Origin of the sequence: Maribacter litoralis (genome assembly GCF_003075045.1) — a bacterium.
Classification (GTDB): Bacteria; Bacteroidota; Bacteroidia; order Flavobacteriales; family Flavobacteriaceae; genus Maribacter; species Maribacter litoralis.
In genome coordinates, this window is the sequence record NZ_QCZD01000001.1 from 435783 (window position 1) to 457095 (window position 21313).

The 21313-nt window shown below is 37.0% G+C and carries 17 protein-coding genes; 11 read left to right on the forward strand and 6 right to left on the reverse strand.

All coding sequences use genetic code 11. The features are described from left to right. The first annotated feature begins 73 nt into the window (after positions 1-73). From DCS95_RS02085 to DCS95_RS02100, 4 genes are all read left to right on the forward strand, one after another. Complete coding sequence (locus tag DCS95_RS02085) at positions 74-2245, forward strand: endonuclease MutS2 (RefSeq protein WP_116769185.1); 2172 nt, start codon at positions 74-76, stop codon at positions 2243-2245. Positions 2246-2403: 158 nt separating this feature from the next. Further along, positions 2404-2808 carry a thiol-disulfide oxidoreductase DCC family protein gene (locus tag DCS95_RS02090; RefSeq protein WP_116769186.1) on the forward strand — a complete coding sequence of 135 codons (405 nt, stop codon included), beginning with the start codon at positions 2404-2406 and terminating at the stop codon, positions 2806-2808. Between the two features lie 132 nt (positions 2809-2940). After that, entirely contained in the window at positions 2941-4050 is a 1110-nt protein-coding gene (locus DCS95_RS02095) for an AsmA family protein (protein WP_116769187.1), read from the forward strand. 54 nt (positions 4051-4104) lie between these two features. Next, entirely contained in the window at positions 4105-4896 is a 792-nt protein-coding gene (locus tag DCS95_RS02100; RefSeq protein WP_116769188.1) for a DUF1206 domain-containing protein, read from the forward strand. A gap of 5 nt (positions 4897-4901) precedes the next feature. Here the strand turns inward: DCS95_RS02100 and DCS95_RS02105 are convergent, their stop codons facing one another. Both DCS95_RS02105 and aroC read right to left on the reverse strand, forming a co-directional pair. Beyond that, positions 4902-6203 carry a dicarboxylate/amino acid:cation symporter gene (locus tag DCS95_RS02105; RefSeq protein WP_116769189.1) on the reverse strand — a complete coding sequence of 434 codons (1302 nt, stop codon included), beginning with the start codon at positions 6201-6203 and terminating at the stop codon, positions 4902-4904. 60 nt (positions 6204-6263) lie between these two features. Further along, on the reverse strand, positions 6264-7328 hold the full coding sequence (gene aroC, locus DCS95_RS02110) for a chorismate synthase (RefSeq protein ID WP_116769190.1): 1065 nt from the start codon (positions 7326-7328) through the stop codon (positions 6264-6266). Between the two features lie 229 nt (positions 7329-7557). On the opposite strand from aroC, the gene DCS95_RS02115 reads away from it, so the two are divergent. Continuing rightward, the gene (locus DCS95_RS02115; RefSeq protein ID WP_116770119.1) at positions 7558-8424 is read left to right on the forward strand and encodes a UDP-2,3-diacylglucosamine diphosphatase; all 867 of its coding nucleotides are present in this window, start codon (positions 7558-7560) and stop codon (positions 8422-8424) included. Here DCS95_RS02115 and DCS95_RS02120 read toward each other — a convergent pair. Further along, positions 8421-11339 (reverse strand): FAD-binding and (Fe-S)-binding domain-containing protein, encoded by a 2919-nt coding sequence (locus tag DCS95_RS02120; protein WP_116769191.1) that lies wholly within the window; start codon positions 11337-11339, stop codon positions 8421-8423. The genes DCS95_RS02115 and DCS95_RS02120 overlap by 4 nt on opposite strands. A 90-nt stretch (positions 11340-11429) precedes the next feature. On the opposite strand from DCS95_RS02120, the gene DCS95_RS02125 reads away from it, so the two are divergent. Further along, entirely contained in the window at positions 11430-11924 is a 495-nt protein-coding gene (locus DCS95_RS02125; protein ID WP_116769192.1) for a hypothetical protein, read from the forward strand. A 102-nt stretch (positions 11925-12026) separates the two neighbouring features. Beyond that, a complete protein-coding gene (locus tag DCS95_RS02130; protein WP_116769193.1) occupies positions 12027-13145 on the forward strand; it encodes a TlpA disulfide reductase family protein in 1119 nt (372 codons plus the stop codon). Positions 13146-13217: 72 nt separating this feature from the next. On the opposite strand, the gene DCS95_RS02135 is transcribed toward DCS95_RS02130, so the two are convergent. Further along, a complete protein-coding gene (locus DCS95_RS02135; protein WP_244178360.1) occupies positions 13218-14876 on the reverse strand; it encodes an LVIVD repeat-containing protein in 1659 nt (552 codons plus the stop codon). A gap of 126 nt (positions 14877-15002) precedes the next feature. Further along, entirely contained in the window at positions 15003-15653 is a 651-nt protein-coding gene (locus tag DCS95_RS02140) for a rhomboid family intramembrane serine protease (protein ID WP_116769194.1), read from the reverse strand. 36 nt (positions 15654-15689) lie between these two features. Here DCS95_RS02140 and DCS95_RS02145 point away from each other — a divergent pair, with 36 nt between their 5' ends. Further along, positions 15690-16607 (forward strand): lysophospholipid acyltransferase family protein, encoded by a 918-nt coding sequence (locus DCS95_RS02145; protein ID WP_341865173.1) that lies wholly within the window; start codon positions 15690-15692, stop codon positions 16605-16607. A gap of 67 nt (positions 16608-16674) precedes the next feature. On the opposite strand, the gene glmM is transcribed toward DCS95_RS02145, so the two are convergent. Further along, positions 16675-18066 (reverse strand): phosphoglucosamine mutase, encoded by a 1392-nt coding sequence (gene glmM, locus DCS95_RS02150; protein ID WP_116769196.1) that lies wholly within the window; start codon positions 18064-18066, stop codon positions 16675-16677. Positions 18067-18161: 95 nt separating this feature from the next. On the opposite strand from glmM, the gene DCS95_RS02155 reads away from it, so the two are divergent. The 3 genes from DCS95_RS02155 (at position 18162) to DCS95_RS02165 (ending at position 21284) form a co-directional block, all read left to right on the forward strand. After that, complete coding sequence (locus DCS95_RS02155) at positions 18162-18758, forward strand: acyl carrier protein phosphodiesterase (protein ID WP_116769197.1); 597 nt, start codon at positions 18162-18164, stop codon at positions 18756-18758. A gap of 61 nt (positions 18759-18819) precedes the next feature. Beyond that, the gene (gene ggt / locus DCS95_RS02160) at positions 18820-20511 is read left to right on the forward strand and encodes a gamma-glutamyltransferase (RefSeq protein WP_116769198.1); all 1692 of its coding nucleotides are present in this window, start codon (positions 18820-18822) and stop codon (positions 20509-20511) included. Between the two features lie 74 nt (positions 20512-20585). Beyond that, positions 20586-21284: a hypothetical protein gene (locus DCS95_RS02165; RefSeq protein ID WP_116769199.1), complete on the forward strand. Its 699-nt coding sequence runs from the start codon at positions 20586-20588 to the stop codon at positions 21282-21284. Positions 21285-21313 lie beyond the last annotated feature (29 nt).

The window sequence follows — 21313 nt, forward strand, 5'->3', positions numbered from 1 at the left end:
ATAAAGCTATAAGTGCCTTGCCTTATTAGATTTCATCGGCAATGCGTACCTTTGTAACTTATTTAGACATCACGTGGCCAACATACATTCCAAAACATTACAAGACCTAGAGTTTCCTTCAGTATTACAACAAGTATCGGCTAGGTGCCATACCGAGTTGGGTAAAGAAGCGGCATTGCATATCGCCCCTTTCATTACAGAAGAAGTCATAAAAATTGAACTGGGTAAAACGGCGGAATATTTATCGTCAATGGTCAGCGAAAACCGCATACCAAACCATGGTTTTGATAGTATCAATGCTGACCTAAAGTTATTGAAGATCGAAAATACCACATTAGAACTCCAAGGTTTTAAGCGTATTGCCAGTATTTGCTTAACCGTTGTACAACATCAAAAATTCTTTAAAAAGTTTAAGGATTACTACCCGTTACTGAATGATTATGCCCTAAAACTAGAGTCCAATACAGAAATACCAGGACTGATAAACAACGTAATAGACAGATTTGGCGAGGTAAAAGACAATGCATCCGATCAATTGTTCTCCATTAGAAGACAGATTAATGCGGTAAGAGGAAAAATCAGTCAAAGCTTTGGCTCGGCACTTAACACTTATCAAGCGTCGGACTATTTGGACGAGATCAGGGAGTCTGTCGTGGAAAATAGACGTGTATTAGCCGTAAAGGCCATGTACCGCAAGAAAATTAAAGGTGCCGTAATGGGCACTTCTAAAACAGGGAGCATTGTTTATATTGAACCTGAGGCAGTATTAAAATATAGCAGGGAGCTGAATAACCTAGAATTTGAAGAGAAGGAAGAAGTACAGCGCATTTTAAAGCAACTAACGACTCAAATAAGACCATTTAGAGCCCTTTTAAGCGATTATCAAGATTTTCTAACACAAATAGACGTAATAGCCGCAAAAGCCAGATACGCAGAAGATATTAACGCTTTACTACCCAAAATAAATTCTACCAATAGACTTTTTCTAAGAGAAGCCTATCATCCATTATTATTTTTAAATAATAAACGAAAAGGTGAAAATACATATCCACAGACCATTGAATTACATCAGGAAAACAGAATAATTGTCATATCCGGTCCAAATGCTGGAGGAAAAAGTATAACGTTAAAAACCATAGGCCTACTTCAGGTGATGCTTCAGAGCGGCATGTTAATTCCTGTACATGAACGAAGTGAAGTGTGCTTCTTCAAAAAGATTTTAACGGATATTGGAGACAACCAAAGTATTGAAAATCACTTAAGTACATACAGTTATCGACTTAAGAACATGAACCAGTTCTTAAAGCGATGCGACAACAATACCTTATTTCTAATCGATGAATTTGGCACTGGTAGCGACCCAGAATTGGGCGGTGCATTGGCAGAAGCGTTTTTAGAGGTATTTTATGAGCGAGGTTCGTATGGGGTAATAACAACGCACTATGCAAACCTAAAAGCCCTTGCTAACGAATTACCGCATGCAACCAATGCCAACATGCTATTTGATGGAAGGACATTGGAACCTACCTTTCAATTGATCTTAGGTCAGGCTGGTAGCTCATTCACTTTTGAAGTTGCCCAAAAGAACGGTATACCCTACTCCCTCATCAATAAGGCGAAAAAGAAAATAGAACGTGGCAAGGTGCGATTTGATGCTACTATTGCAAAATTGCAGAAGGAACGTAACAAGATGGCGCAAACTGGCTCTAGATTAAAAGAAGAAGAGGATAAAGCCAGAGAAGAAAATCAGAGATTGGAGAAATTAAACGCAAAAATCAAATCTAAGCTTGAAAATTACCAAGAACTCTATGATCACGATCAACGCATGATTCAGTTAGGGAATAAAGTGAATGTAGCCGCTGATAAATATTTTCAAGACAATAAAAAAAGACCTTTGGTTTCTGAGCTTTTACGTATTGTGGAAACCGAGAACAGTAAAAGAAAAAAGAAATCGGCCCACCAAGCAAAACTAGAGAGAACAAAAAAAGCCAAAGTAGCACAAGAAGTGCAAAAAGAGGTTAAAGTTATCCGCGAAAAAAAGAAGGTTGAGAAAAAGAAAGCAATCATAAAAGAGAAGAATAAACCAAGACCGGTTTTTAAGGTTGGTGACCGAGTAAGAATGCAAGATGGAAAAGCTGTAGGTAGTATTGATTCCCTTGAAAAAGGAAAAGCAATCGTAAATTATGGCATTTTTACCACCAACGTAAGTGTGGACCAACTAGAAATGGTTGAAAAGAAAAAATAACATTGAAAATCAACAACTTACAATAAATCATATACGATTTTTTGTTGACTTACTTTTTTGTTCCATGGACATTCAACATATAAATTGGACAGTACATTGTTACAAAATTTATAATGGTGTTAGGAAATAGTTTTTGAATAAACCTTTAATTTTATCCTGTGGATATAAATAAGAAAATTATTCTTTTTGATGGTGTTTGCAATCTTTGCGATAGTAGCGTTCAGTTTATTATTAAGCGAGATAAAAATGACGTATTCAGATACGCTGCACTACAAAGTGAAACCGGAGAAAAGCTATTGGCTGAAAGAAATATTGACTCCAATGAAATTGATTCCATTATTTTAATAGAACCAAACGTCGCCTATTACACAAAATCTACCGCCGCTCTAGAAATTGGTAAGAATTTGAAAGGTCTTAGAACAATTTCCTCCATTTTACTATGGTTACCAGAATCCTTTCGCAATATCGTATACGATTTTATCGCTAAGAACAGATACAAATGGTACGGTAAAAAGGCTGATTGTATGATCCCTACAGAAGAGCTGAAAAGCAAATTTATTTAGGCTTCTTAAAATTTGAGCTTGTTTTTAGGTTTTAATTTGATTAGAATTACTTTTACCCCATTTCGCACTAAATGTTATACATTAAAATTCAATGACTTATATTATCGACCTTAGAAATTAGTGTTGATAAAGATGAATACCGAAAAAAAGAAACTTTATAAAAAAAAGAGATATTTAATACCTATAATAATAGTTATACTTCTTATCTCCTTGCGACTTGCCCTCCCATTTTTCGTAAAAAATTACGTTAATAATGTTCTTGCCGACTTACCAGGGTACTACGGTCAGGTAGAAGACATAGACCTATCGATCATACGTGGCGCATACACCATACACGGTATGTACCTGAATACAGTAGATGGTAATACAGAAATTCCTTTTCTAGATTTTAAAAAAACGGATATTTCTATTGAATGGAATGCCCTTTTGCATGGAAGAATTGTAAGCGAAATAGAAATGCAAGAGCCTAAGGTTCTTTACGTATTTGAAGACCAACAAGATACCGTAGGTCAAGCGGATACCGAAGATTGGACCAAAGCATTAACCGACTTAGTACCTATTGACATTAACCGCTTAACCGTACGAAATGGGAAACTTGCTTTTTTACAGTTACAAGCAGACCCTAACATTGATTTACACCCTTCTAACGTGGAATTATCTGCAACCAACCTGAGAAACGTAGTAGAAAAAAGCAGAACCTTACCCTCTAACATACATGCGACCGCAACTTCAATAGGTAATGGCGATGTCGTATTGGATGGCGACATGAATCTAGTAAAGGAAATACCTGACATGGATATTACTTTTAGTTTAGAAAATGCCAATGCAACAGCCCTTAACGACTTTACTAACCACTACGCCGGAATTGATTTTGACGAAGGTTCGTTCGATGTGTTCGGAGAACTTGCCATTGCCGATGGATACCTAAAAGGATCTTTTAAACCTATTCTAAAAAATGCCAAATTGGTAGGTAAAGACGACGGATTCTTAAAAACATTATGGGAAGGCTTTGTTGGCTTTTTTAAGTTCATCCTAAAGAATCATAAACAAGATACACTCGCCACTAAAATTCCTGTTGAGGGAGACCTTAATAGTGTCAAAACAAAAATTTGGCCCACAGTTACGCGAATTTTCAGAAATGCATGGATACAGGCTTATAAAGATATTACAGATGATGATTTAAACTTTAAGGACGCCGCCGATGGAGCCGACAAGTTGAATGATAAATCAAAAAAGAACTAAATCAATTCACCAATTTCAACAAATACTTAATACCATCTATTCAAATAAACAACAATGAACGATACGATAAAAAAAATTGCCCTTAGCGGTTACATTTCTAAAGGAATCGTATTTTCTATTACAGGAATTCTAGCTTTCTTATCCGCATTTAATATGGGAGGCAGAAAAGCAGGTAAAATTTCAATTATTAATTATTTGGAACAACAAAGCTTAGGCTCTGTAATTGTAATTTTATTAGGACTAGGACTTATATGCTATGGCATTTGGAGATTGATACAAGGTGTAAACGACCCTGAAGGCATTGGAACTGATTTTAAAGGTGTGGTAAAACGAACTGGTTTTTCTATAAGCGGAATTATTTACCTCTCACTAGGCTTAATTGCCATTGCCGATGCGTTCGGTTTATTTTCTATTTATAGCACTGGCAACAATAGCCAAGACACTCAATTAAATACTTCGACCCGCTCCCTTATATTTATCATCATCGGATGTGCGCTTGGTATAAAAGCGGTATATCAATTTATAAAGATCCATAAAGGTAATTTCATTAACAACTTTGACATACAATCCGTCACATCTCTGAACACACGTAAATATATTAAAAGAATGGGTTATGCCGGTTTACTATCAAGAGGCATAGTTACCAGTATTATTTCCTATTTTTTTCTGGCAGCAGGAATTGGTTTAAATGCCTCTTCCAAACAAGTAAAAGGTACTGCCGAAGCTTTTTCATTTATACAAGATCAAGCTTATGGCAAATATTTATTAGGACTTGTCGCCGCTGGATTGGTTTGCTACGGATTGTTCATGTTCAGTACTGCGGCCTACCGTAAGTACAATGATTAAAACAATTATTTTTTATAGTTATCGTCCCAATTCTTAACCTTCGGTTCGTGCAACTTATCAACCGATTTCGCCACCATCATAGATACAGAGGCATCACCAGAAACATTAATTACCGTTCTGCACATATCTAAAGGTCGGTCTACAGCGAATATAAGTGCTAAACCAGCTTCTGGTATTCCCGCTTGGGCGAGTACAATAACTAGCATTACCATACCTGCACCAGGAACTGCAGCACTACCAATCGAAGCCAATGTAGCTGTAACAATAATTCCCAATTGTGCTGAAAGACTTAGATCCATACCAAATGCCTGTGCAATAAAAACGGCGGCAATGGCTTGATATAAACTTGTACCATCCATATTTATAGTAGCACCTATGGGCAATACAAAACTTGTTACTTCTTCATCAACACCCAAGTGCTCTTCTACCCTTTCCATAGTAACTGGCAATGTAGCAGCACTGGAACTTGTTGAAAATGCAAGAAGTTGAGCCGGTGACATCCCCTTCATAAACTTACTTGGAGATGTTTTGGTGAACACCCAGACCAAAACTAGGTAAACACCCAACATTAAAGTAAGACCTAGTACTACGCAGAATGCATACCAAGCCAAAGCCTTAAAAAGATCCATACTTGGCGATTCTACTATTAAAGCAGCCAATAATGCAAAGACACCGTATGGCGCTGCCAACATAATCAAATCTATAAGCTTCAATATTACTTCATTGAATCCATCAAAGAATTTTTTAACCGGTGTTGCTTGTTCTTCCGGAATAAGTATTAATCCAATACCAAAGAAAATGGCGAAAAATATAACCTGCAGCATATTACCATTATCAGAAGCTGCTTTAAATATGTTACTGGGAACCAAATCTTCCAAAGCCTGTAACGGACCAGCTTCTTTTTGCTTTTCCGCTTTTGTTTTTATGGCATCAGCATCGCCTTTGTAGTTTTCTACAAGTTCCGTTCTTGTCTGTTCAGTAATGGAGCCCCCGGGTTTCACAATGTTCACCACCCCTAAACCAATAGAAACGGCGATAACAGTGGTTCCGATGTAGATGGCAATGGTACGGCCACCCATTTGAGAGAGCTTTGAAATATCCTTTAAATCGGATACTCCTTTAATAAGAGACCCCAAGATAAGGGGTACCGCTATTAACTTTAATGAGTTGATAAAAATGTTTCCAAATGGTTTGATCCAATCTGATATAAATTTTGGTCCCCATTCGAATTGAACCATTGCTAAAGCAAATAAAACCCCGGCCAACATCCCCAATAGAATTTGCCAATGCAACTCAAGCTTCCTCATAAAAAATTTAGTTTAGGGAAGTAAGATAGTATTTTGCTAGGAAAAGTGCTAAAAACGAACCTATAATTTAATGGTTCTATTAAGAAGTGTATAATCTGCCAAGACTAATGCTGTCATTGCTTCAACGATAGGCACAGCTCTTGGTACCACGCATGGATCGTGCCTTCCCTTACCTTGAGTTTTGACCATATTACCCTCTTTATCAATAGTTTCATAACCTTGTATGACCGTGGCTACAGGTTTAAATGCAACGTTAAAGTAAATATCCATTCCGTTACTTATACCACCTTGAATTCCTCCACTAAAATTGGTCTTTGTAGAACCATCAGAATTAAATTGGTCATTATGTTCACTGCCCTTCATCTTTACACCTTCAAAACCACTACCGTATTCAAAGCCCTTTACGGCATTAATAGACAACATTGCCTTACCTAATTCCGCATGTAATTTATCGAATACAGGCTCTCCTAAACCAATCGGTACATTTTTGGCAACGCATGTAATCACTCCACCTATGGTATCACCTTCTTTTTTAATCGATTTTATATAATCTTCCATCTTAGCGGCCATTGCCACATCTGGACAGCGAACTGCATTAGATTCTGTTAAAGAAAGATCTAGTTCAGTATAGTGCTTACCCAAATTCATACTACCTACTTGAGAAACATAGGCCTGTATTTCTATACCTTTTAAAAATTGCTTTGCTATGGCACCTGCGACCACCCTACTTGCAGTTTCCCTTGCCGAACTTCTGCCACCGCCACGGTAATCTCTAAAGCCATATTTTTGATCATAAACATAATCAGCATGCGATGGTCTATAAGAATCTTTTATATGTCCGTAATCCTTTGACTTCTGGTTGGTATTATGAATAGCAAAACCAATGGGTGTACCCGTAGTCTTACCTTCAAAAACACCTGAGTAGAATTCTACTTCATCTGGCTCTTTACGCTGGGTTACTATTGCAGACTGACCAGGCTTACGACGATCAAGGTCTTTTTGTATGGCCTCAAAATCCAATTCAATTTCTGATGGACAGCCGTCAATTACTCCGCCAATGGCTCTACCATGCGACTCTCCAAAAGTGGTTACCTTAAAAATATTCCCAAAGCTATTTCCGGCCATAATAAGTATGTTCTTTATTAAATACGTATGGTTTTAACACCTACAAATCCACAGACTTCAAAGGTAAATGTTAAATGCATGAAAGAAAAATTTAAAAAGTGCTTAATATTACCTTAACCTTACTCTTTTGTGATAATGATTAATTAACCTAATCATTAAAGATTATTGACTCTCCAAATGATTGGCATGTATACCATTAGGTTTAATTTTGACCCAAAAATTATCCCCTTTGAAAAAACGTCGTCTTGAAATAGCGGTGCTATCTGATGTTCACTTAGGCTCATATGGTTGTCATGCTGAGGAATTGCTTACATACCTATGTAGTATCGACCCGAAAATTCTAATTCTAAACGGTGATATACTAGACGCAAAAAGAATGCGCAATAACTACTTTCCTCCTTCTCATCTAAAAGTGGTCAAGAAAATATTTTCTTTAGCAGCCAAAGGAACGGTAGTACATTACATTACTGGCAATAAAGATGAACCCTTAAGAAAGATTGATGATATTTATATGGGTACCATTCAGGTTTCTAACAGACTTTCTTTAAAACTAAATGGAAAAAACACGCTCTTTTTTCACGGTGATATTTTCGACTTTTCCTTTAGACACTCACATTGGTTATTAAATTTTGGGGAAACAGGGTTTGACACCTTATTAAAACTGGCAAAATTAAAAACCAAGTTTTTAGGCATGTTCGGAAAGAAGAACAAACCATTTTCTAACCCAGAATTAGACTATGGTGAAAGAGATCCCGAGCAAATAGCCTTATTCGAAAACAATGTAGCCAAAATGGCCATCAACCAACATTACGATCATGTCGTATGCGGTCATAGCCATGCTCCGAACAAACAACAGTTCGAAACCAAAAAAGGTCAATGCCTCTACTTAAATTCGGGTGACTGGGTAAAACATATGACTGCCCTTGAATATTCATTTAAACGTTGGAAACTATACCGATACGAAAATGATAAACTGGCTTCGTTTTATATGGACGAAGAACTAAAGTCCATGAACATGAATGAGCTTATTGCTACCATAACCCAACGCAAAGAGAGGGATTCTAAAAAAGAAAAAGACGGTCTTACCGATATTTAGTCTAGTAAAGCTTCTTTCAATACACTTACCGGGTGCTTAGCAATTCTTTTGGTACCATCAAAAATTTGATGCCTACAACTGGTACCGTTCGCAGCAATAATAGTTTCCTCCGATGATTTTTGTACTGCAGGAAATAGCTTTAGACCACCAATTTTCATACTCGTCTCGTAATGCTCTTCCTCATAACCAAATGAACCCGCCATACCACAACAACCAGATGGTATAATAGTAACCTTGTAGTTGGTTGGTAAGTTTAAAACATCAAAAGTCACTTTCTGATTGCTCAATGCTTTTTGATGACAATGATTATGGATCTTTATATCCTTAGCTTTTGTGGTAAAACTCGACGCACTCAACTTACCTTCTGCAATTTCCTTTGCCAGAAATTCTTCGATTAAAAAGGAATTATCCGCAATTTTCTGTGCAACATCTCTATTACCGGTCATACGTTTGTATTCATCTCTAAACGACAAAATTGCTGAAGGCTCTAAACCTAATACCGGCAAACCTGCATCTGCAAATTTTTGCAAATCCTTGGAGTTTTTAACCGCTAGTTTTTTAGCTTGTTTCAAGAAGCCTTTTGAAAGGAATGTTCTACCGCTTTCTGCATAATAAAGCTCTACATCATAACCAAGTTTCGCCAATAATTCTATAGCATCTTTCCCTACTTCAATATCTAGGTAACGCGTAAACTCATCGATAAACAAAACTACCTTTTTATTTGCATCAACTTTCTGATTACTAATTTTTTGAAGATGTTTATCAAAATTAAAACTATAAACCTTTGGCAAGCTCCTTTCTTGTGCAACTCCACTTGTTTTTTTCAAAAGTCCCCCAAGTAATTTTGAATCATACACAGCATTGGTCAGACCAGAAACCTTACTACCCAATCCGTTCAGCTTTGTATTATAAGCGAACAATTTACCACGTAAAGAATAGCCGTTTGCCTCTTGATATTGATATAAAAATTCAGCTTTTAAGGTTGACACATCCACATTACTGGGACACTCACTTGCACATGCCTTACAACTTAAACAAAGGTCAAAGGCTTCCTTAATTTCGGGACTATCAAACCTATTCTTAGCAGTACTATTTGGGTTGGTCAAAAATTCTCTTAACGTATTTGCCCTACCCCTTGTTGTATCTTTTTCATTTTTGGTGGCATGGTAACTTGGACACATACCTCCTTTTGCTTTTTCGGTTTTTCTACAATCGCCACTTCCGTTACATTTTTCAGCAGCCTTTAATATACCCTCACTATCAGAGAAATCCATTAAGGTCTTCACATCAGGCTCCTTTCGGTCAACCTCGTAACGAAAGGACTTGTCCATTGGATAAGCGTCAACTATTTTACCCGGATTAAAAATTCCCTTGGGATCGAAGTATGATTTTATTCGCCTTAACAACTCATAGTTTTTCTCACCGATCATTAAAGGGATAAACTCAGCACGTACAATACCATCTCCATGCTCTCCACTAAATGAACCTCTATATTTTTTAGTCAGTTTAGCTACATCTGTAGTAATTGCCCTAAACAAGCCCACATCAGCAGATTTCTTTAAATTAAGAATTGGTCTTAAATGCAGCTCACCTGCACCAGCATGTGCATAATACACGGCACTTTGCCCATAACCTTTCATAATTAGGGAAAACTCCGCTATAAAATCTTTCAAATCCGGTAAAGCCACAGCAGTATCTTCAATACAGGCTACCGCTTTCATATCACCTACAATATTTCCCAATAGACCCAATCCTGCTTTACGAAGCTCTATGGCCTTGGCAATTTGATCGCCGTATAAAACAGGATTCGCATAGCTTAACCCAGATTTCTCAATGGTCTTATGCAATGCGGCTATTGCTTGTTCCAATTCCAATTTTGTATGTGCGGATACCTGTAACATCAACAAAGCCGCAGGATCCCCTTCAACAAAGAACCTGTTGGCTAACTGTGCACGATTGTTCTTGGTACAATCTAAAATTACCTTATCCATCATTTCACATAATTGCAATGGGTGTTCCATTACCGGAACCACATCCATTAAGCAATCTTCTAAAGTGTTGTAATGCGTAACGACCATGGCCGAAAGCGGCGGTGGCAAAGTATCTAATTGCACTGTTAACTCTGTAGTAAATGCAAGTGTACCCTCACTACCACATAACAATTTTGCCATATTGAAATAGGGTAATTCTCCTCCGAAAATATCGGTTTTCAATAATTCATCTACAGCATAACCTGTACTTCTTCTATGAATTTCAGGTTTAGGAAAATTCTCCTTTATTTCTTTAACTACATCTTTATTAGATAGCTCTTTATACACCTCTTTATAAAGTAAAGCTTCAAAAGTATCTTCTTGTAATTTCTTCTTGAACTCATCTGTAGCTATGCTACCAAACTCCGCTATAGAACCGTCTGACAATACCGTTTTCATAGAGACGACCTTATCTCTGGTTACCCCATATTGGATAGAGGTGGTCCCTGATGAATTATTGCCGACCATACCGCCCATCATACACCTATTGGATGTCGATGTATTCGGACCGAAAAATAAACCGAACGGTTTTAAATACTGATTCAGTTCGTCTCTAATAACCCCTGGTTGAACGGTAACCTGTTTTTTTTCTAGATCCAGACTTATTATTTCAGTAAAATGCTTTGACACGTCGACCACTAGTCCATCACCCACACATTGCCCTGCCAAAGATGTACCTGCTGTTCTTGGTATAACGCTAATATCTTCATTATTCGCAAATTGCACAATCTTCTTAATATCTTCGACGGATTTTGGAAAAGCCGCACCTAATGGTATTTTTCGATATACTGACGCATCGGTAGCGTACAGTGTTTTGGTAAGATTATCAAATTGCACATCTCCCTCTAAATCTTCTCTTAACTTTGCAAGTAAATTATTATCCAACGTAACACAATTTTGATTGCTAAATTAAGTTTTATTGTGTGAGCCACATTATAAATAGGCTCATTTTTCATCACAAAAACCAATAACTATATGAAGATTTTAAAAAGTATTATTGCATTATCACTACTGGCAACATGTTCAATATCGGCTCAAGATATTGCCGATCATGCACTTGGACTTAGATTAGGGGACAGCGATGGCTTTGGTGCTGAAATCAGTTACCAAAAATCATTGACCAGATACACTAGAGCCGAGTTCGATCTAGGATGGAGAGACAGTAGAAATTTTGATGCTTTCAAATTAGCCGGACTCTACCAATGGGTTAGACCAATAGAAGGAGATTTTAATTGGTACTACGGTGTAGGTGGTGGATTAGGAAGCGTTGATTTCCCTACAAACCCCAACAATGACGACGATGGAGGTCTTTTCGTTTTTGCTGCCGGTGATATCGGTATCGAATACAACTTTGATATACCTTTAATATTGTCGTTGGACTTTAGACCTGAATTAGGTGTTTTAGGGTATGACGGTTTCTCAGATAATTTCGATTTTGATATCGGACTAGGTATTAGATATCAGTTCTAAATACAAAAATTACATTACTATAAAGACCTTTAACCTTGCGTTAAGGGTCTTTTTTTATATCCTATATATAAGTACATTTGTAACTTAACCTAAGTGAAATTTATGAAAAATAGTATTGTAATACTGCTTGCCGGAATTTTATTGTTCAGCTGTAACTCTGAACCGGAAAGCTTTACCCTCAATGGAAAATTAAGAGGAGAATTAACAGATGGCACCCGAGTTTTTCTAAAAACGATTGGCGAGAACAACCAACCAATGGATATAGACACCGCCACTACAACTAATGGCGAATTTACATTTACAGGAAAATCAGACATACCAGAACTGCACTATATTTTCGTAGAACAACTACCAGGTTATACGGCGGTCATTCTAGAAAATGGTGAGATCCAATTCAATGCTCAGCGAGATAGTATGGGCTTCGCAGAAATTAGCGGTACTTTTCAAAATGATGCTTTTGCCGATTATATGGAGCAGTCTAGAGAAATCTCAATGCAAGCACAATCTATTCAGCAAGACATGAAATCTGCATCAGGTGAAGCTGCAGTCGCGCTTCAAGATGAAATGAAAGAATTGCAAGAGGAATACAAAACCTTTGAACTGGATTACGTTAAAAACAATCCTAACGCACTAATATCAGCATTGGTTCTTGACAGGGCTATCGCAACAAAAGCTGTTAGTCTTGAAGAAGTAGAAGAAATTTACAACACATTGTCTGAAGACATCAAAAATACAAAACCCGGTAAACAGGTTCAAGAAGGTATAGAAAAACTAAAAGCCTCGGAAGAAGCGGGAAAAAACTCAAGTATCGGTGCAAAAGCTCCTGAATTTTCAGGACCTAGTTTAGATGGTAGCGAACTTGCTTTAAAAGATGTAATGGGAAAAGTTACACTTATAGATTTTTGGGCAGGATGGTGCAGACCATGCAGAGCTGAAAACCCAAACATTGTAGCAGTATATAATAAATACCACGATAAAGGTTTAAATATCTTAGGGGTTTCTTTAGACAGGACAGAAGAAGCTTGGAAGAAAGCCATTGCTGAAGATGGTTTGGAGTGGAACCATATTTCAAACATTGCATATTTTGATGATCAGATCGCTAAGTTATATAATGTAGACGCTATACCTGCCGCTTTTCTTCTTGATGAGAACGGTGTAATAGTAGCTAAAAACCTAAGAGGACCAGCATTGGAAGCCAAGGTTGCAGAATTACTGAACTAATTTTTAAGTTCATTTCATAAAAAATCCCCTAGGCGAAACCTAGGGGATTTTTTTTATAACTTGATTTTAGTCTTAAAACTTGTTGTAGTAGTCATTAAAATTACCGGTAACGGTAACATCACCATTTTTAATTACCTCACCAGTAACGGCAACTACAGAATCATCACCTAAAAATGCTATAGAAGCACCATCATTTAGTACCAAATTACCATAGATGACCAAATCACCTTCTACAATTAAGGTTGCACCAGAATTGATGGTTATATTTCTTTGACGATTATTTCTACCAACAACCAAGGTACCGTTCATTTCAAACAAGCCATTGGCATTAATAGCTACGCCATCTTTAACCGTCCAAGAACCGCACAACAATAATTCGCCATTGATATTCACATTATTAAACCTCTTTGACCCACTGTAAGCCAGCTCTTCTCCGCTATTCACGTTCAGATTAGCGCTACCAGAATATCTTGACAGTTCTGAACATCTCTCTTCTAAACTTTCACTTGGTCTATTCAGTTTAATGATTTGAAATCCAGATTTTCCTGAAGCGGCAAATATATAATCATCCTTTGATGCTACGTAATTAATGGAGCCCGTAAGTTCAATAACGCCTACACCAACAGTATTATCAGCTTTTGTTTCAGAAAGACTAAGTCCGCCAGCACCATTGGCCATTAAAAGCACATCGTCGTTTACAGCAACTCCGTTAGTTACAACTTCTCCCGGTTCCGCATTTTCAGGATTGGTCAAAATTGGCAAATACTCAACAAAACTGCCGGATGCACTGTTATACACTCCAGCTCCTTTTGTACCTTCAGAAACAATTATGTTATCGCCTAAAAAATCTAGTGTACGCTTGGCATCCACTCCAAAATCTGACTGTATCGATATACTTCTAGCCGTATTTAGATTAGCATCTAAAAAGCTTACGCCTTGTGCGGCATCCAAAACTGCTATTTCATTGCCATTATATGCAACAGACCTTAAATCTGCGAAAGCTGCCTCATTCTTGACACTAAGATCATTTTTATCATAGACAACCACATAGCCGTCTTGACCACTAGTTACTACAACGTCGTTATCTACAATACGAACATCTGTTGCATTAAAACCTTCTTGAAAGCCATAACTAATATTTGACGTATTTATTCTGCCTTCGCTTACTGCTATTTTAGCAACTAAAGAGTTTGCTGTCGCGGTTACCGATTGCTCTGCATCTACACCACCTGCAACATATAAATATCCATTATCATAAGCAATAGAATTTAAATCTGCATTCGTATAATATACTCGAGATGTAACTCTTGGGTTATTTGGATCGCTGACATCAATAACATCAATTGCGCCCACATAATCTTGCCCAACGGTGTTATATGAAACATAGCCATAATCACCATCTAAAGCTACATGCGTAGCAGCTAAATTTTCGCCATTCGTAAATGTTGGCGGTGCAATTTGCGCCACTAAAGTCAAAGGATAGCCACCTGCAGCCTCTGTTTTTCCTGTGACATTATATCTTTTTGCACTGGTGGTTGGGTCTTCATATATATCCAAAACACCTGCTTCATCAAAACTTACACTATTTGTGAGCTTCGATTGATCTGTTTCTGTTACTAAATTATCTTCGGGGTTTTCAAAAACTGTGGTTTCATCACTACAACTTGCAATAAAAAATACTGCCGAAATAGTTACTAGCCATGATTTTCTGATAGATAGGTTTGATTTCATGATAAATTCGGGTTTTGGGAATAACGACCCGAATTGCCGTATTGTTGTCTATACACAGAGAAATCCGATGAAATGCACTATATTTTAGCCCATGAACCAGAAAAAATCACAATACTTGAGAAATAATTAAATTTTACCCATTTTACCTAAAACAAAAAGTAAAATAATAGGCAATGCCAGCAATCCCACCATTAAAGTATCGGTCTGTAGCAAACTGGGCATAAAAAGCAAGGTACAGGCATAACCACCTATTGCCCCACCAAAATGCGCGGTATGGCCAATATTACCTAATCTCTTTTTCATTCCATAAATAGAATATAATAAATAACCGATACCAACAACATAGGCAGGCACCGGAATGGGAATAAACATAATACCCAACTGCATATTTGGTTGCAATAGTATTGCGGCATATAAAATACCGGTTACCGCACCACTCGCCCCTACCGCTGAATAATATGGCTCATCTTTATGAAAACTAAGTGCCAATAAACTACCCGCCAAAAGACTAGCGGCATAAATTATAAGAAATTGAGTTTGACCGAACCAATTGATTACAACTCCTGCAAAAAAATACAACGTTAGCATGTTAAACAATAGATGAGAAACATCTACATGTAAAAAGCCAGAGGTAGCCATGCGGTCTTTTTGCCCTGCTTTAATGGCACCAATGCTAAATTTGTACCGCTCGAAGAAGGTTGGGTCGTTAAATCCTTTCATTGAAACCAATACATTCGCTGCAATTAATGCTATTGTTGCTAGATCAAGGTTGTACATTGTACTCTGTTTATTTGGCATCAAATATAGTTATATTTGCCCATAATTTTTTCTAGTATGCAACTATTGGCCTTTGTTTTGATCTATCCTTTTTTATGGATAGTTTCCATCTTGCCGCATCGTTTATTTTATGGTTTATCTGATATTGCCTGTTTCTTTATTTATCGGGTTTTTGGCTACCGAAGAAAAGTAGTTCAAGAAAATTTGAACTTGGTTTTTCCGGAGAAACCTAAAGAAGAAATTCATCGTATTGAGAAAGAATTTTACAAACATCTTTGCGATATGTTTCTTGAGATGGTCAAGACCATGAACCTTAGTAAAGCATCCGTTGCCAAAAAATACCAAGTGGTAAACCCTGAAGTTTTACTTGATATTGAAAAAGAACGAAGTATCATTATACTTTGCGCACATTATGCCAATTGGGAATGGAATGTTAGCATCAACAACTATGTTAACTCAAAGGGCTATGCCGTATACCAAAAAGTAAACAATGCATATTTTGATCAATTTATTAGAAAAGTTAGAGCTCGTTGGAATACCACTTTAATTACACAAGCCCAAACTGCCAAAACAGTAATTAAAAATTATAGAGATAATGTAAGAGCTACTTACGGAATGGTAAGCGACCAATCTCCGCAAGCACACAGAGCCCATTATTGGACTGATTTTTTGGGCATTACGGTACCCATATTTATTGGTGGCGAAACATTGGCTCGAAAAACAGGTTTAGCTACGGTATTTTTAAAAGTGAGTAAGGTAAAACGTGGGCACTACAAAGCAGAATTTATTCCTATAGCCATAAACAGTAAAGAAACCGAAGAACATGAGATTACCAATAAATTTCTAAGGTTAACAGAAGAACAAATATTAGAGCAGCCACAATTTTATTTATGGACACATAAGCGCTGGAAGCACCGAGGCAAAAAACCTGCTGCTTTTGCAGAAGTAACCTAAAGACTTATAAAATAAAAAACCGGAAATAGTTCAAACTATTTCCGGTTTTTTATTCAAACAGATTTTGCTATTCCAAACCTGCTACATCCTTAATTTCTACAATAATTCTATCCGCCAATTCATCTGCTTCATTTTGACTTTTAGCTTCTGTATAAATTCTAATAATTGGTTCTGTGTTAGATTTTCTTAAGTGTACCCAGTTTTCTGCAAAATCGACCTTAACACCATCTATTGTTGACAACTCCTCATTGGCATACTTTTCAGCCATTGCCTTTAAAATACCATCAACGTCTAAACCTGGGGTTAACTGAATTTTCTTTTTACTCATATAATAGCTAGGGTAACTTGCTCTTAGTTCTGCAACCGTACCGCCTTTTTCTGCCATTAACATTAGGAAAAGAGCCGTACCCACCAATGAATCTCTACCATAATGACTTTCTGGATAAATGATACCTCCATTACCTTCGCCTCCTATAACAGCGTTGTTAGCTTTCATTTTGGTAACCACATTTACTTCCCCAACGGCAGCAGCTTCATAAGTACCTCCATGTTTTTGGGTAATATCACGCAAAGCACGAGATGATGAAAGGTTGGAAACCGTATTACCTTTAGTTTTACCGAGCACATAATCGGCACAGGCTACTAGAGTGTATTCTTCTCCAAACATTTCTCCATCATTACTAATAAATGCTAAACGATCAACATCTGGATCTACTACAATACCAAAATCAGCATTTTCTTTCACCACCAAATCACAAATATCTTTTAAGTGCTCTTTTAATGGTTCTGGATTATGCGGAAAGTGGCCGGTTGGTTTGCAATACAATTCAATTACCTCTACTCCAAATTCTTTCAAGAGTTTAGGGATGGCTATACCACCGGTTGAATTTACACCATCGACAACAACCTTGAATTTCGCTTTTTTAACCACTTCGGCATCTACCAAAGAAAGGTTTAAAACTTCGTCTATATGTATATCAATATAACTATCGTTTTTATTGATTTGCCCTAAATCATCTACATCAGAAAAATCAAAATCTTCTTTTTCTGCTATTTCTAAAATTTTAGCACCTTGGGCAGCATCTAAAAATTCACCTCTTTCATTTAATAGTTTAAGCGCATTCCATTGTTTTGGATTATGGCTTGCCGTTAAAATAATTCCGCCATCGGCTTTTTCCATTGGTACGGCAATTTCAACAGTTGGCGTTGTAGATAAATCTAAATCCACTACATCTATTCCTAATCCTACTAAGGTAGATACTACAAGGTTCTGAATCATCTCGCCAGACAAACGGGCATCGCGACCAATAACCACTTTTAACTTCTCTTTTTTAGAATATTCCTTTAACCAAATTCCGTAAGAAGCTGCGAACTTAACCGCATCAATAGGTGTTAGATTATCGCCTGGCTTACCTCCAATTGTTCCTCGAATTCCTGAAATAGATTTTATTAGTGTCATATATTCTTCATAAGTTTTTGCAAATATAAAGGTATCGTACTACATCGCTATTGCCCTTCTTTGTAAATTCGACATACGAAGCATAATTTAGAGGAATGAATTTTTTAGCCCATATATACTTATCCTTTGGCGATAAAGAGATTACTATCGGAAATTTTATTGCAGATAGCATACGTGCTAATAAATTTCAACATCTACCCACTAAGGTGCAAAAAGGCATAAAACTACATCGACTGATTGATACCTATACCGACACCCATCTGATTCCAAAAATTAGCAGCAAAAGATTACATGCAAATTACAGTCATTATAGTAGGGTCATCGTAGATATTTACTATGATCACTTTTTAGCAAAAAACTGGACAAAATATTCAGATGTTCCATTAGATGTTTTTGTGGATGATTTTTACGACCTACTCGAAGACAATTATGAAATTTTACCCATAGGCGTACAAAAAATGATGCCATATATGATTTCTGATAATTGGCTTTACAATTACTCAAAAATGGAAGGTATTGGCAATGTGCTAAACGGCATGAACCGAAGAACAAAAAATAGGTCTAAAATGAATTTTGCCATTTTAGATCTTGAAGAACACTATGATTCTTTTGAAGATGAATTTACCGAGTTCTTTGATGAACTAATAACATTCTCAAAAAATAAATTTAATTCATTAGTAATCAAAGATTAAATTTAAACACTAACAGTCAATATTCTAAAAACAATTATTTAAACTAATAATTTAACCAATTATGAACCAACTCAAATTAGCACTATTACTTGTTGCATTTGTTATTTTTGGCAGTTGCAAAGAAAACCCGACAAAACCAACCGGTACAGTTACAGAAAAAGCAATGGTAGTTTCTGCTCGTAAAGAAGCTTCAAAAATAGGTAGTGACATTATGCAAAAAGGAGGTAACGCTTTTGACGCTATGGTAGCTACAGAAATGGCTTTGGTCGTCGCCTACCCTTTTGCAGGTAACCTTGGCGGAGGTGGTTTTATGGTATACAGAAAAGCGGATGGTGAATCGGGCGCTTTAGATTACCGAGAAAAGGCTCCGCTAACAGCACACAGAGACATGTATTTAGATTCCTTGGGAAATGTTATACCAAATAAAAGCACCCTGGGAGCTACCGCTGTCGGAGTACCCGGTACGGTCGCGGGTATTATTGAAGTACACAAAAAATTTGGCTCCTTACCCCTTGAAGAAATTATGGCTCCGGTCATTGCTTTAGCAGAACGTGGTGTTGTAGTTACCGCTAATCAAGAAAAAAGATTAGCTAGTCAACGAGACAAATTCATTGAAGTCAATAGTGACAGCACTAAGTTTGCCACTGCTTACAAAGAGAATGACACAATTAAATACCCAGCTTTGGCAAACACTTTCAGGAGTATCGCCAAAAACGGAAGAGACGGCTTCTACAAAGGTGAAGTAGCACAAAAATTAGCCGCATTTATTCAAGAAAAAGGAGGGTATATTACCGAAGAAGACCTTGAAAAATACCAAGCAGTATGGAGGGACCCTATTTCATTCAACTATAAAGATTTACAAATAATTTCAATGAGTCCGCCAAGTAGCGGAGGGGTAACCATCAACCAAATTTTAAAGATGATGGAAAAATATGATGTGGCCGAATTAGGACATAATAGTCCAAAAATGATACAATTATTCACAGAAGCATCAAGAAGGGCCTATGCAGACAGAAACTACTTTTTAGGAGACCCGGACTTTGTAGATATACCCTATGACCGATTATTGAGTGATGACTACCTTGCAGAAAGAATGGCGAATTTTTCTTTTGACAAAGCAACCAAATCCTCAGAAGTGGAACATGGCAGTATTGAAATTGTAGAAAGTATGGAAACCACACATTATTCCATTGTTGACCAAGAAGGCAACGCAGTATCTGTTACCACTACCCTTAATGGAGCATACGGCTCTAAACTATACTCAGATGAGCTAGGTTTCTTTTTAAACAATGAAATGGACGATTTCAGTGCTAAAGCAGGTGTTCCAAATATGTTCGGGTTAGTTGGAGCTGAAGCAAATAGCATTGCCGCAGAAAAGAGAATGTTAAGTAGTATGACCCCAACTATAGTAGAAAAAAACGGCAAATTATGGATGGTTGTCGGCACCCCAGGAGGATCTACCATTATTACCGCGGTTGCCCAAACTATTTTAAACAGTTATGAATTTAAAATGAGTATGCAAGACGCTGTCAACGCTCCAAGATTTCATCATCAATGGTTACCCGATATGGTTATTTTTGAACCTAACGGATTCTCACCTACACTTACCGATGAGTTGAAAACTAAAGGGTATATTATCAACGAAGAAAGAACCCCGATTATAGGCAAGGTCGATGCAATTCGTGTATTGGAAAATGGTAAACTGGAAGGTGGTGCAGATAAGCGTGGAGATGATGCCGCTGTAGGATTTTAGATTTGTCTAAATTATAAAATCAACATATTTACATAAACATGTAATATATTTAAAATCAACTATTTAATTAAAATATGATAAAGAAACTATTTAAGTTTATTGCCGCTATAATTTTGATACTTGCCATTGGGTACGGTGTCTTGTATTATCTGTATAATGAACCCATTCCTAAGGGGGAATCCGGACCAGAAGCGGACGCTCTTGCATACAGAATGTTGGATGCTCTTAATTATAAAAATTACAATAACACCAAAGAACTTGAATGGTCTTTTCGGGGTGATCATCATTACAAATGGGACAAGGAAAAAGAAATAGTTTCCGTTTCTTGGAATGACGTAGTTGTGCATTTAGATTTAATCACCCCTTCTTCTAGCAAGGCAACAATTAATAATCAACCTGCTTCTTATGAAGAAACTAAGAATTTAATAGAGAAAGCTCAAAGTTATTTCAACAATGATTCTTTTTGGTTGGTAGCGCCATTCAAAGTTTTTGACCGAGGAACAGAAAGGTACCTAGTGGATTTAGAAGATGGATCTGAAGCTCTGTTAGTCACCTACACCCAAGGTGGTGACACCCCCGGAGATTCTTATATGTGGATCATTGAACCTAGCGGGAAGCCTAAAAGCTTTAAGCTGTGGACTAAAATTATTCCTATTGGCGGAGTTGAAGCAACATGGGAAGAATGGATCAAAACCGATAGCGGAGTACATTTACCTACACTGCATAAACTTGGTCCATTATCTATATCGATGGGTGAAGTAAAAGGAAAATAATTGTACTAATAATTTAAAAAGTCAAAGAA

Bases quoted from the DNA above. Each gene is read 5' to 3' on its own strand.
- aroC (WP_116769190.1), bottom strand. From the start codon at position 7,328: ATGGCCGGAAATAGCTTTGGGAATATTTTTAAGGTAACCACTTTTGGA.
- DCS95_RS02140 (WP_116769194.1), bottom strand. From the start codon at position 15,653: ATGTACAACCTTGATCTAGCAACAATAGCATTAATTGCAGCGAATGTA.
- DCS95_RS02095 (WP_116769187.1), top strand. From the start codon at position 2,941: ATGAATACCGAAAAAAAGAAACTTTATAAAAAAAAGAGATATTTAATA.
- DCS95_RS02100 (WP_116769188.1), top strand. From the start codon at position 4,105: ATGAACGATACGATAAAAAAAATTGCCCTTAGCGGTTACATTTCTAAA.
- DCS95_RS02165 (WP_116769199.1), top strand. From the start codon at position 20,586: ATGATAAAGAAACTATTTAAGTTTATTGCCGCTATAATTTTGATACTT.
- DCS95_RS02105 (WP_116769189.1), bottom strand. From the start codon at position 6,203: ATGAGGAAGCTTGAGTTGCATTGGCAAATTCTATTGGGGATGTTGGCC.
- DCS95_RS02130 (WP_116769193.1), top strand. From the start codon at position 12,027: ATGAAAAATAGTATTGTAATACTGCTTGCCGGAATTTTATTGTTCAGC.
- ggt (WP_116769198.1), top strand. From the start codon at position 18,820: ATGAACCAACTCAAATTAGCACTATTACTTGTTGCATTTGTTATTTTT.
- glmM (WP_116769196.1), bottom strand. From the start codon at position 18,066: ATGACACTAATAAAATCTATTTCAGGAATTCGAGGAACAATTGGAGGT.
- DCS95_RS02135 (WP_244178360.1), bottom strand. From the start codon at position 14,876: ATGAAATCAAACCTATCTATCAGAAAATCATGGCTAGTAACTATTTCG.
- DCS95_RS02155 (WP_116769197.1), top strand. From the start codon at position 18,162: ATGAATTTTTTAGCCCATATATACTTATCCTTTGGCGATAAAGAGATT.
- DCS95_RS02125 (WP_116769192.1), top strand. From the start codon at position 11,430: ATGAAGATTTTAAAAAGTATTATTGCATTATCACTACTGGCAACATGT.